This is a genomic window from Helicobacter sp. T3_23-1056 (genome assembly GCF_053654535.1).
This window is the reverse complement of the sequence record NZ_JBSIUU010000002.1, coordinates 32,525-49,447: the sequence shown is the minus strand read 5'-3', so window position 1 is coordinate 49,447 and position 16,923 is coordinate 32,525. Positions and strand designations below refer to the sequence as shown.

At 32.4% G+C, this 16,923-nt stretch carries 18 protein-coding genes; 2 read left to right on the top strand and 16 right to left on the bottom strand.

All coding sequences use genetic code 11. The features are described 5' to 3' along the window. Window positions 1-226 precede the first annotated feature (226 nt). Complete coding sequence (locus ACWIUO_RS01355; RefSeq protein WP_454176157.1) at window positions 227-1,018, top strand: radical SAM/SPASM domain-containing protein; 792 nt, start codon at window positions 227-229, stop codon at window positions 1,016-1,018. A 21-nt stretch (window positions 1,019-1,039) separates the two neighbouring features. Then, window positions 1,040-1,879: an FkbM family methyltransferase gene (locus ACWIUO_RS01350; RefSeq protein ID WP_454176156.1), complete on the top strand. Its 840-nt coding sequence runs from the start codon at window positions 1,040-1,042 to the stop codon at window positions 1,877-1,879. 3 nt (window positions 1,880-1,882) lie between these two features. Here the strand turns inward: ACWIUO_RS01350 and ACWIUO_RS01345 are convergent, their stop codons facing one another. The 16 genes from ACWIUO_RS01345 to ACWIUO_RS01270 form a co-directional block, all read right to left on the bottom strand. After that, on the bottom strand, window positions 1,883-2,614 hold the full coding sequence (locus ACWIUO_RS01345; protein ID WP_454176155.1) for a PIG-L deacetylase family protein: 732 nt from the start codon (window positions 2,612-2,614) through the stop codon (window positions 1,883-1,885). Between the two features lie 2 nt (window positions 2,615-2,616). Continuing rightward, on the bottom strand, window positions 2,617-3,087 hold the full coding sequence (locus ACWIUO_RS01340; RefSeq protein ID WP_454176154.1) for a hypothetical protein: 471 nt from the start codon (window positions 3,085-3,087) through the stop codon (window positions 2,617-2,619). Next, window positions 3,044-3,463 carry a capsular polysaccharide synthesis protein gene (locus ACWIUO_RS01335; protein ID WP_454176153.1) on the bottom strand — a complete coding sequence of 140 codons (420 nt, stop codon included), beginning with the start codon at window positions 3,461-3,463 and terminating at the stop codon, window positions 3,044-3,046. Before ACWIUO_RS01335 ends, ACWIUO_RS01340 begins: the two co-directional genes overlap by 44 nt. Window positions 3,464-3,472: 9 nt before the next feature. After that, the gene (locus ACWIUO_RS01330) at window positions 3,473-4,276 is read right to left on the bottom strand and encodes a capsular polysaccharide synthesis protein (RefSeq protein WP_454176152.1); all 804 of its coding nucleotides are present in this window, start codon (window positions 4,274-4,276) and stop codon (window positions 3,473-3,475) included. Window positions 4,277-4,313: 37 nt separating this feature from the next. Further along, on the bottom strand, window positions 4,314-4,907 hold the full coding sequence (locus ACWIUO_RS01325) for a hypothetical protein (RefSeq protein ID WP_454176151.1): 594 nt from the start codon (window positions 4,905-4,907) through the stop codon (window positions 4,314-4,316). A 3-nt stretch (window positions 4,908-4,910) separates the two neighbouring features. Then, window positions 4,911-5,204 (bottom strand): hypothetical protein, encoded by a 294-nt coding sequence (locus tag ACWIUO_RS01320; RefSeq protein ID WP_454176150.1) that lies wholly within the window; start codon window positions 5,202-5,204, stop codon window positions 4,911-4,913. Then, a complete protein-coding gene (locus ACWIUO_RS01315) occupies window positions 5,179-5,919 on the bottom strand; it encodes a TIGR04255 family protein (protein WP_454176149.1) in 741 nt (246 codons plus the stop codon). The genes ACWIUO_RS01320 and ACWIUO_RS01315 overlap by 26 nt, the downstream gene beginning before the upstream one ends. Window positions 5,920-5,997: 78 nt before the next feature. Continuing rightward, window positions 5,998-6,624, bottom strand: coding sequence for a hypothetical protein (locus tag ACWIUO_RS01310; protein WP_454176148.1), 627 nt, complete (start codon window positions 6,622-6,624; stop codon window positions 5,998-6,000). After that, on the bottom strand, window positions 6,587-7,003 hold the full coding sequence (locus ACWIUO_RS01305) for a hypothetical protein (protein ID WP_454176147.1): 417 nt from the start codon (window positions 7,001-7,003) through the stop codon (window positions 6,587-6,589). The genes ACWIUO_RS01310 and ACWIUO_RS01305 overlap by 38 nt, the downstream gene beginning before the upstream one ends. 69 nt (window positions 7,004-7,072) lie before the next feature. Next, window positions 7,073-7,969 (bottom strand): FkbM family methyltransferase, encoded by an 897-nt coding sequence (locus tag ACWIUO_RS01300; RefSeq protein ID WP_454176146.1) that lies wholly within the window; start codon window positions 7,967-7,969, stop codon window positions 7,073-7,075. An 11-nt stretch (window positions 7,970-7,980) separates the two neighbouring features. Next, complete coding sequence (locus tag ACWIUO_RS01295) at window positions 7,981-9,396, bottom strand: glycosyltransferase family 2 protein (RefSeq protein WP_454176145.1); 1,416 nt, start codon at window positions 9,394-9,396, stop codon at window positions 7,981-7,983. A gap of 91 nt (window positions 9,397-9,487) precedes the next feature. Beyond that, window positions 9,488-10,138: a methyltransferase domain-containing protein gene (locus ACWIUO_RS01290; RefSeq protein ID WP_454176144.1), complete on the bottom strand. Its 651-nt coding sequence runs from the start codon at window positions 10,136-10,138 to the stop codon at window positions 9,488-9,490. Between the two features lie 75 nt (window positions 10,139-10,213). Then, window positions 10,214-12,100, bottom strand: coding sequence for an aldo/keto reductase (locus ACWIUO_RS01285; protein WP_454176143.1), 1,887 nt, complete (start codon window positions 12,098-12,100; stop codon window positions 10,214-10,216). Window positions 12,101-12,102: 2 nt separating this feature from the next. Next, a complete protein-coding gene (locus ACWIUO_RS01280) occupies window positions 12,103-13,164 on the bottom strand; it encodes an aldo/keto reductase (protein ID WP_454176142.1) in 1,062 nt (353 codons plus the stop codon). A gap of 120 nt (window positions 13,165-13,284) precedes the next feature. Continuing rightward, complete coding sequence (locus ACWIUO_RS01275) at window positions 13,285-15,255, bottom strand: glycosyltransferase family 2 protein (RefSeq protein ID WP_454176141.1); 1,971 nt, start codon at window positions 15,253-15,255, stop codon at window positions 13,285-13,287. Then, window positions 15,252-16,862, bottom strand: coding sequence for a glycosyltransferase (locus ACWIUO_RS01270; protein ID WP_454176140.1), 1,611 nt, complete (start codon window positions 16,860-16,862; stop codon window positions 15,252-15,254). The genes ACWIUO_RS01275 and ACWIUO_RS01270 overlap by 4 nt, the downstream gene beginning before the upstream one ends. Between the last annotated feature and the right edge of the window lie 61 nt (window positions 16,863-16,923).

Below are 16,923 nucleotides of genomic sequence, written 5' to 3'. Positions count from 1 at the left end.
GAAAGGGATATGGATATTATGGATATTGTTGAAAACGCACGAGACAAAGTCAAAAAATATGCAAGGTGGATACCTATAAGCAAATATAGACGCGATTTTAGGAATACATTATTAGATGCTTTGGATAAATCCCAATATTTAGCTTTGGCGCAATATGCTACCCTTATAACGCCCCCCCCCCCCCAATAATGATAGAGAACTAAAAAGGCAGATTTTAAAACAAAATGTGCGTATAATCGAAATAGAAATCGCCTCTTTTTGTAATCGTAAATGTTGGTTTTGTCCTAATTCTCTCATTGATAGGAAGTCTCAAAATATAGAATTGCCAGAGGCAACTTATCTCAAACTGATAAATAATCTAGCAGAAATTGATTATGATAAATTGCTTAATTTTCATCGCTTCAATGAGCCTTTGGCAAATAAAGAGTTAATTTTAAAACGCGTAAAACAGGCTAGAAGCGCACTGCCACACGCAAAGCTTGGCATTTATACCAATGGCGATTATTTAGATAGAGCATATTTAGACGCGCTACGAGATGCAGGTGTTACACTCATAGTAATGTCTTATTATTTTGAGAAAAATAAACAATTTGATATTAAGAGCGTAGAGACAGCAATGGATGCAAAAGCGCGTAAATTGGGGCTACAATATAAAATCAATCGCAATGATATAGCAAGATATGAATTAAAACTACTCTATAAAGGCATAGATATAATCTACCAATGCTGGAATCCAGACGCAGAGATGGTAAATCGCGCTGGGACATTGGAATCCAACAAAAAGAAACGGACATATCCTTGCTATGCGCCGTTACACGAAATTTATATCGATTACAATGGACTTGTGATGCCTTGTTGCAATATGCGTAGCGATGAAAAATCTCATCAAAATTTTGTGCTAGGAGATGCCAATGAAAGCGATATATTTGATTTATTTATGAATCAACGCTTTATAAAAATGCGCAAAGATTTGATGAGTAATGTGCCTAAATACGCACCTTGCGAATATTGCACATAAAATAAAATTTAAGGATAAATTATGTTTAAAAAAGTCAATCATAGTAATGGTAAGCGCGAGATTTTCTTTTGCAATAAGAAAATTTTTGAATATGTGAAAAGCATAAAATTTGCTAATTTTGTTGAGAGTAGATTCAATCAAACTATTTCAAAACAAGACTTAAATATATTTTATGATGTAATGAAAAAAAATCACAGATTAGATTCTAATCAAAGTTTCTATGCGTTTAGATTCTTATTAAGCCGAGCCCATATTGCCTATAAATACCACAAAATTTTCTATGATTTTTATTTGCGCTCCCAAAATGGCGAATCGCTAATTTTTATCGATGGCGGTTGTCATAATGGCGTTTTTAGCGACATTGCCCTTGCGTGTGGCGGAGTTGTCTATGCCTTTGAGCCAAATGTCTATCTTTGTGCGTTTTTGCGCAATCTCTATCAAAATAATCCGCGCTTTATTTTGAGCGAATCTGCGATTTCTACTAAAAATGCCAAAACGATTTTTTACAATTTGATTGATGATATGGTGAGCCAAGGTGCAAGTATTGTTGAGTTTGGGACAAATTATTGCGAAGAGACACAAGAGAGTAGTGGTTATGAAGTAGAAATGATTGATTTTTGTGCGTTTGTGCGTGAGATTGTCGCAAAGCACGGCAAGATTCACTTTATCAAGTTAGATATTGAGGGTGCAGAATTTGAAGTGTTGGAGGCGTTTATCGCGCAGGATTTATATAAAAATGTCGAGTATATTATGGTAGAAACGCACGAGCGATTGTTTGACAATCCAAATGCGAAAATCTCCGCATTAAAGGCACAAATCGTGGATAAAAATATCACAAATATTTATTTGGATTGGGAGTAAAATTTAACTTACGGGTAAAGTTGCGCTAAACTTCTTTACCCTAATCTTAATTCCAAGAAATCTCACAAATATTCTATTTTCAGTCTTTACAATCGCAAATCCAAACTTTTGCGCAAAAGTTTGCTCTATCAAAAATGCTTCTGCATATTCTAATCCAACGCGTAAGCCTCGATAATGATTTAGCGATATGGCTTTGTTTGCATAGTCGTTGTATTTTATTTGGCTTTTATAATGCGAAATTAACTCACGCTTTTTTTCTACAATATCACTAATATCTAAATACAAGTTTGGATTTGGCAATGGCGACCACACTTCATAGGCAATTATCTTTGTCTTTTGCCAAAATCTCAAAATCCGTTTTACGCGCGATAAAATAGGGTGATGGTCTATGTGCATCTCATATCCATTTGGCACAAAAACATAATCATATTGCTTTAAATTTAAAGTATCAATTTTGTCTAAATTCTTATGCACCCCTCTATCTTTTATCATCAAATTGCGATAGATTTTTATTTTGGCAAAAGTCATCGTTTCTTGCAACTCTTTAAGCCTTGTCGCAACGATAGATTCTTCACTATCATTTTTGCCCCCCCCCTTGCCACCATCTGTTAAAACTATGACTTCAAAATTATTTGGATATTTTAGCAATAATCCACCGCAACCTATACTCTCATCATCTGCGTGTGGGGCTAAAACTAAGCATTTGTCATTTGGTTTTATTGTTATAAAGTCCATTTTTAATCCTTGTTTAAGATGATTTTCAAAATGTTTGCAAGTGTATTGTCTTGTTCTAAAAATTCTTTTTCGCTCATTGTGAGAAATTTTTGTGGAGTCAAAGAATTATGTAGCAGGATTATGCCTTTTGTCTCATTCATCACTTCTAGCGAAAAATCATTTTCAAAATAAAAATGTTGATAATTTTTAACTAAATCCTGTGAATCACCAAGATGTTTATTCTCTGGCAAAGCGTTGATTTTATCTCGATTTATTTTTACATATCCATTTTTTGTTTTCAAATATCTATTTAATAAGCCATTGCCGATATAATCCCACTGCCCAAGTTTTTTTGCTATGCGGTGTTTTTTACGATTTGCTAAACGCCATAAAATTTTGTGAAATTTTGTTATTTTTAGCCTATGAATCTTTAATGCGATTTTAATGTCTCTAAGCCAAGATTTTAGTATGTAATTCCCCCCCCCCCCCCTCAATAGTTGCTTTGATAAATGCCAAATGCGATTCAATCATAACAACTTCTGCTTGAATCTCTAAAATCTTTCTTATATCATTTGAAGTAATAATAGTATCCGAATCTAGCCAAATCCCACCATATCGGTGCAAAAGAGCGCACCTTATCGCATCGGCTTGTTTTGGCAAAGAAAAATCGCTATACAAAATCTCATCAAAAAATCCCATTCCAAGCCATCTATCAAGCGTAGAATAATCCACAATGACGATTTCATATTCGGGCAAAAATTTGCGCCAAGTTTCTATACAAAGTTTGATATAAGGTGGCATATTTTGGGCTGGTTCCCAAAAGGTAAAAATCCTTTTGCTTCGATTTTGCTGTGTGCTTACTGCGTCCAAATCTGCTCCTTATATATTTTCAGATAATAATTTTGACAAAGTATTATTTTGTCGCAAAATCTCATCTCTTGTGAAAGTGGCGTATTTTCTAGGCATCCAAGAGTGATTTAAGATGATTAGTCCATTATTATTTGCTTTTGCGTAGTCGCTAAAATCATTTTTGATATAAAAATGATTAAATCCTTCGCTGGGATATTTTTCAAATTTTCTGCGATTGCATTGTCTATCCCACAAAATATCAGGGTGGGTTTTTGAATCTGCTATATTTGCATTGTTTAGCAATTTTTTGTTTTTTGTTTTGAGTAGTTTTCTTAGAATCCTATTGCTAAGATAGTCCCAATCAAGCATATCGCGCGTTTGGTAAGGAAAGTATTTGAAATAAAAGTCAAATAAATGCTTATATTTAAAAAGATTAAATCTAATCCCACGAATCCATTTTTTTAAGATTTTGGCGTGTTGTTTGGCTTTTATACAAGCTATCCTATACTCAAATATATTTAGCTCGGCTCTATCATCAAAAAGATTATCTATATTTGGGTTTGTAACGATAGTAGAAGCATCTAGCCAAATCCCTCCGTGCTTTTCAAGCACAGCAGCTCGAAACGCGCAAGTTTGCTGAAAAATGGTAAATTTTTCAAACAAAATCTTTTCATAAAAATCTTTGCCTATATATTCATCTAAATTTGAATACTCCAAAATGACAATCTCATAGTCTGGCAAGTGCTTTTTCCAGCTTTCAATGCACATTTTGATATACTCGGGCATTTTGTCTTTATCAGCCCAAAATGTGAAAATCTTATCTTGCATATTCATAATTTTACTCCTTATAGTTTATTTGTTCTTATAAATACTATCCTCTATTAATTTTTTCTAGTATTCTAGTGAAGTGAATTGAAAGTTTAAGTAAAAAAATATAGAAGCCGTAGTTACTTAAAGACATTAGTTTGTTTGATTTTTTATTAAATTGTTCCCTTTCTTCGCTAAAAGGTTTGTCAAAACAGGCTATATAATCATCGTCATTGTTATTTATTTTTGGGAAAAACAATAAATTTGAATATTTTTGAGATTTAACTTTCTTTTCAAAATCGATTATTTCATCTTCTTTTTTTTGATTTTTCCTTAAACAATTCAGTAATTTTTGAAATTTTATTAATGGAACACAAGCGATATTTAACGGAAAATCTCTTTTATTGTCCCCACTATTATCACAAGTGTTTGAAATAACTAAAACTCTTTTTGGCTTATTTAAACTTTCATCTTTATATTCAAATATATCAGATTGCAAAATACTATCTTGATTATTAAGATAATCTTGCTTATTCATATAAATTTTGTCCATATTATTTGGAAAATTAGCTAGATTACTAGCCAACATTTCCTTATAGTTATCATTTAAATATTGAGGCAAAAATTTTTCAATATAATTTTCTGATGTAAGTGTCATAATTTACCATAAATCCACAAAATTATCATTCAGTATTTTTGCTATTTCTCCATCTAATTGAATAGAGTCATTGGTTAGGGTGTTAGCAACCTTAACCATAGCATCGTAAAGATTTTGATTTGTATGATGCTCAATACTGCTATTTTGAATAAAATCGGAAGAAAATTGACAAAAGCTACTATTGTCATATTTATCTATTTGGTATGTATCCTCTAGTATAGGATAACCATTAAGTAAAAATAGCAACAAATGCGAAGTTGCTAGACAAAAACTAATATTCTGGTTTGAGTTGTTCATCAACATATCCTTTTTTTAAGATTTTGAAAAACAAATTCTTATTGATTGTGTGTATCAAATCAATATTATCAATTATTTGCATAAAATCTTTAACTTGTAGGGATGTCGATATTTCTAATATAGAACCATTATGCAAAGCATTATCTATAAAAGCATTCCCATTATTGTTTAAGGTTGCTTGATTTTCAAAATCTTTATCTTGTTCCCTAAAAACAAGTAAATTACTTTTAATGGGTTGTGAAGCATCAGAATAACAGACTGATATATTGATATTATCAAAAATATTTTCTTTTTCAAAAAAATTAACATTTTTATATTCAACAGCAACAATATTATTGATTATCTGTAACTTTTGAACAAATTTTAAAACAGATTCTATCTCTGATTTGAAATAGGAATCCCAACCCTCATATTTATAACCATATGCCTTGTCATAGACTATAGATAAAACCCTATGCCCTATTTGTATATTATATTTTTTATCATTACTAATTAGCATAAATTGCGGAGCAAATTTCAAAATAGGGTCTTGCTCTCTAATATCTAGCGGTATTTGTGATATTGGCAAATCTCGACTTACAAAAGAACCTATCTCTTTGATGTGTTGGTATATAACACTAAATATGGCATATAATTGGTCATTTTTCTCAAATTTTACATTGATGCCAGATGTCAGCAGAGGAGAAACCCCTAATTTGCTCGGAATATTATTCATTGCGATAACTCCAAAAATTTTACATAAAAAACAAAATGAACTAATTGTATTACTTTTTTTATTAAAATTTTCTTAAATCTAATTTTGCATTTCCGCAATATAATCATTTTTTTGAATCGCAGCCTGTATTTTCTCATCAGACAAAATACAATGCCCACACGCATCATAAATATCGTTTTTATAAAACTTTATCAAATCCTCTTTTAGATTCGTAGAATTTACTATATCGACAAAGTCTCTAAAATCAAAAAGCCCTAACTCTCTAGCCCCAGCACTTTTTGAGCAAATATCTAGCTTACCATTCATCACGCAGTTGCATTGTGAGCGAAAACACTCTTTTATCTTGTGTCTTGTTGCTTCATTGCTACTTTTTTGTTTGGCAAAGCCTTTTTCGCTTACCCATTCTTTGTTTTCAGCCATTTGAAACTTTATGTCATTTTGTTTTAGTGTCTCTTTTATCTCATCATATTTGAGTATCTTTTTTAGATTTTCGTTTATCGAATAATCACTCAAAGAAACATAGCATTTTTTATTATTTGCTTTTAGAGATTGTAGTAATTCATCTTTTAGCCTCATCGTGCCATTGCTTATCACTTGCACGATAAAGATTTTTTCTTGCTTACAAGCATAGTCTATCATTTGTGGTAAATGTGGATTTAGTAGTGTTTCACCGCCTAGTATGACAAAATGGCGGATTAGATTCACATTCCCCCCCCCCCCCCACATTATTGTCAAGAAGTTTGTCTAAATATAGCTTAAAATCCTCAAAAGACATATCTATATGACAAGATGAATTAAATGAAGGTATCAAAGCACAACAATCTTTGCATTTTAGTGTGCATTTTGTAGTGATGCAAAATTCCACTTGTGGGATATTTAAAATCCCTTTATTGTAGAAATTATCACATTCTTCCTTGCAATAGCTTTGCAAAATTTCATTTTTTTTCATAGGGTTGATGAATCTACCCTCTTTAAAAAACAAAAATTTATGCATCTCCATTCCAAGCCTTTGTCTCGCATTTTCTTGTATGTATCGCTTGAAAAATACATCATCTATGTTGTATTGCGCCATTAGTTTTTCCATAGCTTTATCCTTAAAATTTTAGTTGTTGCCACAAAAGCCAAAAATTATAACAAAATATTTGTTAATTGTCTATCTTGTCTCACATACTAGCAAAGTTTCGACCACTATGGAACCACTATTTTGCACACCTTGAAATAAGCTAAAATCATAGCCCAAATTCCAGCCCTCAATCATTGGCTTGATTTTGTAAAAATCATCATAATTATGATAAATGCTAATAAGCAAAATAGGGCGTTGTGATTTTATTGTTTGCTCTGCACCTTTTAAGAAGTTTTGCTCAAATCCCTCAATATCTACTTTGATGAGCCCTACTTGTATATTATTTTGCGCTACATATTTATCCAAAGTTATTATTTGGACTATCTCATTGCCATTTTGGCAGATAGTATTTTCGCAACTTTTCAAAAGATTATCGCTAGATTGGATTTTTAGCTCACATTCTTTGTCTCCAAGCCCTAGATTTTCTATCTTAACATTTTGTGTATTGTTTAGCTTGATAGTTTGCAAAGCCATTTCATAGTTGATTTTAGAAGGCTCAAAAGAATAAATAGGATTGTTTGGAAACTCTGCCCGAAACACTATCACACTATCAGCGATATGACAGCCGACATCGATTATGGCTTTATTTTGTAATGCGCTTTTAGATTTTAGCGTATCAATGCCGTGCTTGTAGTAAAATACCGAAGATTCAAAGAGATTTATAGGCAATTTAAAATGTTTGTAGTAAAAATAGTTTTCTCCCTTTTTGATAGATTTTTCAAATCCTTTGACTTTGTCAAGCTGGGCTAATTCATCTTTTGTATAGATTTCTTGCAAAGGAATCATTTTTTTGCCATAGCATTTTTCAACCTTTTGGACTATGCTAAATGGGTCATTTAGATTTTTGGTAAGATTTTTTACATTATTGTTATGCTCACTATTGCTGATGTGGGCGCGAGAAAAAGAAGCAGTGCGGAAGTGTAGCACAAAGCGAGAGATTAGATAGTATCTATTCCCCCCCCCCCAATAATATCAGCATTAGTAGAATTTGCTTTGCTTTTAATTCTATTTTTTAGCAATGCGGCATAGTCTTTAAACTCTTTTTGCTTATGCGTCTTGCCAAAGTTTGTAAGGTGAATCCTGCGAAGCGCAGAGACAAAATCTAACTTTTTTATTTTGAGATTATGGCTATCCATTTTTGACTGCCAATCGATGATTTCACCAGCCATTATAGATTCATCAAATAGTCCTATTATCTCAAAAACTTGTTTTTTGATAAGTGCGCAAGAGCCGAGACACCCAAAATATGGCTCTGGTTTTATGATAATTTTTTGTTTTTCGATTGTCGGGATTTCGGGTGAGATAAAATCTTTTGTTTTTGTCATCACAGCCATTAGCTCACTATCGATTTCAAATTCTTTTAACATTGTCTGCAAGGTATTTGGCGTAAGCAAATCATCGTGGTCGCAAAACATCACAAATTCACCACCACCATTGCTATCTATATATTTTAATGCGGTGTTTTTTGCTATGACTTGCCCTTTGTTGCGCTCGTGTTTGATAACTATACAGCCTAAATTTTGGGCTATATCAGCTGTATTGTCCGTAGAGCCGTCATCTACTACGATGATTTGTGTCACTACATTTTGATTTTTTATCGAATCTATGGCTTCTTTTATGTAGTTTGCCCCGTTTTTTACGGGGATTATTATGGATATGAGGGGATTATTTTGACTTTTTTGCCAAGAGTTTTGCGCGGAGGATTGCGGAGTAGTCTTTGTTTTCTTGGCTTTGCATTGTCCTGCCCATATTTGTGGTGTGGAGTCGGCGCATCGTTGTGATAAAATCAAGCTTTTTAGTCTTAAATCCCCCCCCCCATTAGCATTATCGCATCTTAGTAAAAAATCCACCCCCTGACCTGTTTGCAGAGATTCATCAAATCCGCCTATTGCTTCAAATATGGATTTTCTAAACAAAAAAGCACCTGGCAAAACCCCACCATAAGGCTCTTTTCGTGGTTTTAATTTTGCTTTTTCATCTTGCGGCAATTCAGGCGAGATAAAATCCACCAATTTACCCTGTGTATAGTCAAGCGCATCATCGCTTACTAGTTCATCATAGAGCGTTTTTAGTGCATTATCATTCATCACATCATCGTGGTCAAGGAATAATATAAAGCCACCTTTGGCATTTTTAAGCCCTACATTTCGCGCAACAGACAAGCCAGAATGTGCTATGCTATACACTCTAGCCCCACATTGCTTGGCAAGATGTGCAGTGCCATCAGTAGAGCCATCATCTATGACTATTATTTCGGTATTCATTTCTTGCCGTTTCACGCTATCAATAGCCTCTTTTAAATAATTTATCCCATTTTGACAAGGGATGATGACGGAGATTAGGTTTTCGTTCATTGTGCTAGTCCTTATTACTATTTGGTTACAACAAAATAAAAATCATCTTGGCTGGTGCATTTTGCTTCGATAGTTTCCAGCTCATCATTAGTCAATCCCCCCCCCCATAAGTAGCAGAATCAATCATTTTTATATTAAAAGATTTGCTATAAATATCTAAAAAATCTTTTCCAAATTTACGCAAATGGTCAGCTTGTCCGTAATATTTGATTCTATCCTCATCTGTCGTCTTGGATTCATCGCACAAGTCATTTGGATAATACGGAATCGAGGCTATAATTATGCCATCTTGCTTTAATATCCTTAAATTTTCTTGCAATAATTTTATGGGATTAGGCACATGCTCTAATATATGATTATGAATAATAATGTCAAATGAATTATTTTCATAAGTGAGATTGCAACCATCTTGCTTGTCGATATTTTTGATATATGGGTAGTTTTTGGGTTCTAAATCACAAGCGGTATAAGCTAAATTGGGATTTTTAGATATTCTGTCATATATACACTTTTCAGGCGCAAAATGCAATATCTTTAAAGGTTTATCCGTATTTAAAAAAAGATTTTCATATACAAAATATAAAAATCTTTGTCTCTCAAATGAAGCGCATATAGCGCACATTTTTATCCCAGCTTTGATATTTTTGGGAGAAATTGTCATTCGATTACAATATGGACAAAAAAACATATTTTTGTTTTTGCGATGCTTTTCAATCGCTTCTTTGGGTATAAGATTTATCATTTTTGCTCCTTAATACTATCAAAGTAGGTTTATTTTTGTATAAATCCGCTATATTAGTGAATTATATCATAGTTTTTATTTATTTATGCCACTGCGGATTTTGACTCTATAAAGCCCCCCCCCGATAGCAGAGTGCTCGTCCTTAAAAGTGGTAACATATAGATAATCCATATCTTTGCCACCAACACAAACAGAAGTGCATTTCGCAGGAAAGTGGATTTGCTCTATCTCTTTAAATGTTTTTGTATCCCATTTAGAAACCTTTTTGCCATCAAATTCGGCAACCCATAGATTGTCGTCTATATCAATACACATTCCATCAGGAGTATTGCCATCAAAATCGATAACATATCGTTCAAATATAGCATCGCCCGTCTCAAGATTGTAATTATATAATCCCACCTTTTGTGTCGATGAATCTGTATAATACATTTTGGTATTATCTTTTGAAAAAGCTATGCCATTAGAAATAGTAATGTTATGTTCTAATACCTTGTATGAATTGCCGTCATAGGAATATAATTTGTTGTTGTTATATGGACCAGCTGTCCCAACGATAAAACGCCCTTTTGCATCTAATTTGCCATCATTATAATTGAAATGCCCTTGTCCAAAATTATATTTCATTTCAGGTTTTAGCTGAATCAAAAATGTGCGTGTATTATTTTTTATATCTATTTTATATATGCCACTATCTTCAGCTACGATTAAACACCCATTTTTATCAATGTCAATGCAACCCACTACACCATTAGAAGTAGGTATCACTAGATATTCTTTGGTTTTTGGGTTGATTTGATAGACTTTGTTTTTATAGGAAGAGACACAATAAATAAGTTCATTTTCTTTATCCCAAACAGGGCATTCTAAAAATTCATCATTATAATTAAAAACACATTCTATTGTATATTTTTGCTTTGGCATTTTCTTCAAAGCCCTTTGTTTTAAGCTAATATATTTATATTTTGTTTTAGCGACAGGTATGTTTAGAAAATAATATTTTGTTTTATGCTTAGATTCATTACGAATTTTTAGTAAAGGTAAAAATCCAAATAGTTTTATAACTCTCTCATTTGGCACAAAATCATCAATATTTACGGTTTTTACTGCTGTTGGTATGGCATTTTCCCAGTCCACCAACATTGAGTCGTTATGACATTTTGTATAGTTCTCGTTGAGCATAAAAAGCTTGTCAAAATCATACTCATCAAATTGAATATCTTCATAGTTTTTTATCTCTTGCAATTCAAACTCATCACGCACACCCATAATAGGTATAATACCTTGTTTTTTATGAAAGTTTAAAACCAAATTCATAATGCTTGTATTGTATTTGTTAGCAAGTGATTTTATAAAAGGTGAGTAATAGCTCCGTCCGCATCCAAGCGGTCCCCACGCTTGAATTTGAATATTGTGCGCCTTGCAAAATTCAAGTGCTTGACTTTGAGTATGCTGTGGATGGAGTTCTATTTGGTTTATCATTGGATAAACCGTTGCGTTTTTAAGCAAAAAATCCAAATGATGAGGCAAAAAATTGCTTACACCTATTGCTCTTATTTTGCCTTGTTCGTATAGTTTTTCCATAGCATACCAAGTATCAAGCAATAAATCTTGCCAATTTGACTTATCTCTTTGCGGATAATGGATAAGATAGCTGTCCAAATAATCAGTTTGTATTTTATTGATAGACTCATCAAATCCTTTGAGCGTGGCACTATATCCCGCTTTTGTATGTGGGGCTTTTGACTGTATAAACAAATCTTGTCGTTTTATAATGCCCTCATTCATACATTGCTTGATAGCACTGCCTAATTTTGCCTCTGATAGATACATATATGCAGTATCAAAAAATTTAAATCCATACTTAATGGCACTATAAATACATAGTTGCATATCTTGTGCGCTCGAACCAATCCCAATGTTTGGGATATTGACACCATTAACCAACTTCATACAATCCATAATTACGCTACCTTTTGATATTTGTGGAAGCTGGAATTATTCATTCCCCCCCCACTTAACAATCTCTCAATTATGGGTAGTCCAAATATATAATATTTAGTCCTTAATTTATTTTTTTGGATGCTTTTTGCTATGGTCAAACCAAAAATTTTGTATCTTGTTATATGCGGAGTTTTTATTCCAAACCAATCAAAAAACCTATGAACTGGTATTTGTCCAATAGGTATAATTGCGTCCATATCATATCCAGAAAAATCTCCGCCATTAAGAGAATCTAACGATTTAATGTCTTCGTTTGATAATTGAATATCAAAAACATCAAAATTTTCTTCTATATGTTTAGGGTTTGCTGAACGCACAAGTGGTGCATAGCCTTTTTTGATATTCCAAGCAAGAGCAATTTGCCCCGCTGTTTTATTGTGTTTTTTGCAAAGGGGCTTTATGGTTTCTATTTCAAAGATTTTGCCTTTGTTTATTGCAGCCCAAGATTGTATAAATATGTTTCTACTCTTACAAAGTTTAACCAAATCACTTTGTTGATGTTGAGGATGAACTTCTATTTGATTAAAAGCAGGTTGGATTACCGCGCTTCCAGTTAAGAGCACTAAGTCTCGAAATGTAAAATTACAAACACCAATTATTTTTAGTTTGTTTGTTTTGTATAAATATTCAATTGCCCTCCAAGATGAAACGATATCTGATTGCCAACTAAAACTATCCAAATAAGAGTGATGAAGTGCGTATATGTCAATATCCAAACCAAGTTCTTTTTGACTCTGATTGTATGAATCTAAAACTTGTTCATAGCCAACATTAAACCAGTGGCATTTCGTTTGTATAAGTATATCGCTTCGTTTGATAATGCCTCTTTCTATGCACTTTTTTACCGCTATGCCAATTTCTTTTTCGTTGCCATAGATTCGAGCCGTGTCGATAAGTCTATATCCTACTTCTATCGCTTTTGTTACAGCGTCTATACACGCCTGCCCTTTTATATAGTCTGTTCCAAAACCTATTTTTGGTATTTGCACTCCATTGTTTAGTGTATAGCATTGTTGTGTCATTTGAGTCTCCTGTCTGTTATGATTAAATTCATTACGCTTTCATTTGTTTATATTGTCTTTTTATCGCATTCAATAGCTTTTGACATACTACCATACAAATCGTTGTATTGTGCAAATGATTTAACTTTTTGCTAAATTTGCTCTCAATCTAGCAATATCTACTTTTTTCAATGTAACTTCATAATCATCATTTAGCACAGCGTTAAAAAAATTTAGTTCTATTGCAGTATATAAATTGCGATTTGCAAATACTTTATCTTTGATTCTTAAAAAATATTTTTTTAGTTCTTTGATAAATGCTATTTTTTTATCTAAATTACCGCCAATCTGAAGCAAAACAAACAACTTAATATTTGCAGTTTTCAATAAATCTTTTTGCTCCAAATCATCTACTACTTTATGAAAAATTTTTAGCAAGGCATAGTTATGCGAAAGTAGATTTGCTTTAAAATTTCCCGCTATACTATTATCCCTTGCCACATAATGATATGTCCCCCCAACAATCACATAGACTTTGTCTAATTGTGCAAAAGTTATCGCCTGAAAATACATATCTTCTATGACATATCCTTGTGGAAATCTTGCGTTTATACTATCTAAAAATGATTTTTTCCACAAATACGCGCAAGCACTCCAAATCAAACTCCATATACATTCATTAGCAGGTAAAAAAACATTAGAAATGTTATTTTTTGTCAATTCTTGTGAAAATCTAAATTTTCTACCATTGTTTTCTGTGAGCATATTAGTGTTTAGGACGACTTTTGCATCATTTTTTACTGCTTCGCTTACCATTTTTTCTATATAGTCTAAATCTATCCAATCATCACTATCGATAAAATAAACATACTCTCCACTTGCCACTTCTAGCCCTGAGTTTCTAGCGGCGGATAGTCCGCCGTTTTGCTCTCTATTAATAATTCTTATACGATTATCCATTGAGGCATATTCTTGTAAAATCGCCAAGGAATTATCAGGTGAACAATCATTAACACAAATGATTTCTATATTTTCGAATGTTTGCGCACAAATATAATCAAGACATTTTGGCAAATATTTTGCCACATTATAAACAGGTATTATAACCGATACCTTTAAATGTCTTCTTCTTGTAATCCTATATCGTGTCATATAAGTAAAAAATATGTTTTTGCCTATAACTTTTCTCCATTCATCAAAAGAATTAATTTTTTTAATATGTTTAACCATAAACTTTTCAAAATCTGATGAAGCCATTCTTTCTTCTTCAAAGTCTTTTGATATGAGATTTATATGATTTTTAATTAGCAAAAATTCTTGCTCGTTTTTAATATTAGATAAATAATTGACTCTAAATATCTTAATCGAATTATTTTTATTTAAAAGATTGTTTTGTTTATAAAAATTATAAACAAAACTAAGCAATTTGATATGCCCATCTATTTTGTTTTTTCTACTAGACATTATAGAGTCGTTTCTTTGTAAATAATAATATGTTGGACCATAGAAAACAAAAAGTTTATCCAAATGTATCTTGCTTATATGATGAAAAATCTCATCTTCGTGTATATAACCCTCCAAGAAACGAAGTTTGTATTTTTCTAAAAATTGTTTTCTATATAGATGACAAGGTATCATAGTTTGATTGTTGTTTATAGCGGTTATCTTATCAACAAATTCTCCTTCAGGGTCTTTTTTTTGTGAATGCGGACAAATATGCTCAATAAAACCATTTCTAGTTACTTTGAAAACATTGACATTGCAAACCATATCTACGCTATGCTTTTGTATCATCGCCACCATTTTTTCTATATAGTCCAAGTCTATCCAATCATCGCTATCGATAAAATAAACATACTCTCCACTTGCCACTTCTAGCCCTGAGTTTCTAGCGGCGGATAGTCCGCCGTTTTGCTCTCTATCTACGATACGGATTCGGCTGTCTTTGGTGGCGTATCTTTGGCATATTTCTAGCGAATCATCAGGCGAACAATCATTTACGCAAATGATTTCTAAATCTTTGTAAGTTTGGTTGCAAACGCTATCTAGGCATTTTGGCAAGTATCGCTCGACATTATAGATGGGGATTATGATGGAGATTTTAGGATTCATTTTGCCACTCGCTCCCTTAAAGCAGAAAGAAGATGTTTTGAACGCAAAAAAGTCAAATTAGAAGAATTTACCCACGAAGCTCCCCACCAATGAATCGTATAAGTATTTGGTGTGATATATTGTGGCGAATAGCTCTCATTGTAATGAAATGGATAGAAAAATTCAGGTGGATACACGCATACATCATCAAAGTCATTGTCCTCATAGATTTTGGTAAGAATCCGTGGAATCGTGTATAACGGGCTTTTATATATTTCTTTTTGATAAAAATCTAACATAGCTTTTAAAAAAGGGTGTTTAGGGATTGCCCCAAAGATTCCTGCGTTTAAAACTCCCACTTCCTCTTCGCCTATAAAAAAGCTATGTGTAAGCAATGGTGCGAAATCTTTTTTTATCGTTATGTCCGTATCCAAATACACGCCACCATACTCATATAGCACTTTTACCCTAGCATAATCACTCGCAAAAGCCCAAAGTTTTCTGTCATAGACTTCTCTAAACCATTTGCAAGTTTTGTATTCGTTTGCAAAATCAAAATATGGAGAATCTTCATTTATCTCTATAATCTCAAAATCCTGTAATTTCTCTTGCCAATTATCTATGCAAATGTTTGCTAAAGTTGATTTTTTGTCGCCAAACCAAACATAAAAGATTTTTTTGGGGATTATATTATTTTTTGCAATATGTGAAGCTTTTCTTGATTTGACAATTTTTCTAAAAAAATTAAATTGACTTGTTTTATCAATCAATAATGGATATTTGAGCTGTTGTCTTAAAGTAAAAGTGAATTGTTCAAAACAATCTACTGCTTCTAAATTGTCGTTACATTTTTTAGTTAGAACATCAAAAATGGTGTCATATCTATCAGTAATTATTCGTTGATAAACATCTTTCTGCACATCTTGCAAATTTAAAAAAGCTACGATTTTTTGTAATGAAGAAAAAACATTTTTTATTTTTTTTAAAGAATATTTCGTAGTATTATTTAACGAAAACATATTGATTTGATAATGATAAAAAACATTTTCTACAACAACTATTTTATTTGCATACATTGCAACCATAATTTCAAAGACACTATCCTCTGCGTTTGTTAAATCTACTGGAAAACATACTTGATTTTTGTCTAAAAGATTTTTTTTTATAATAGTTGTTGGTATATGCTTTAAAGTAAGTTTATTGTATTCTACTACCTCTTTGATATTGTGGTATATGAAATTTTGATTTATTTGTGGATAATTTTCGCAAACTAAATTTGATTTGGCAATATCTGCGTTGTTTTCTGTGGCTTTTTTATACAACTTTTCATAAAAATCCAAGTCGATATAATCATCACTATCCACAAAGCCTATGTATTCGCCCTTTGCCTCATCTATGGCAGTGTTTCGCGCTATGGCTGCACCTTTGTTTTGCGTGAAATTTATGAGTTTGATTCGGCTATCTTTTTTAGCGTATTCTTGTAAGATTTGTAGTGAATCATCAGGCGAACAATCATTTACGCAAATGATTTCTATATCTTGCAAAGTTTGAGCGCAAACACTATCCAAACATTTGCGTAAATACTTTTCGGTGTTATACACGGGGATTACGACGGAGACTCTTACCATTTTATCGCATCTTATTTTATTTTGCTAATCATATCACTACAATACGATTGGCTTATATTTA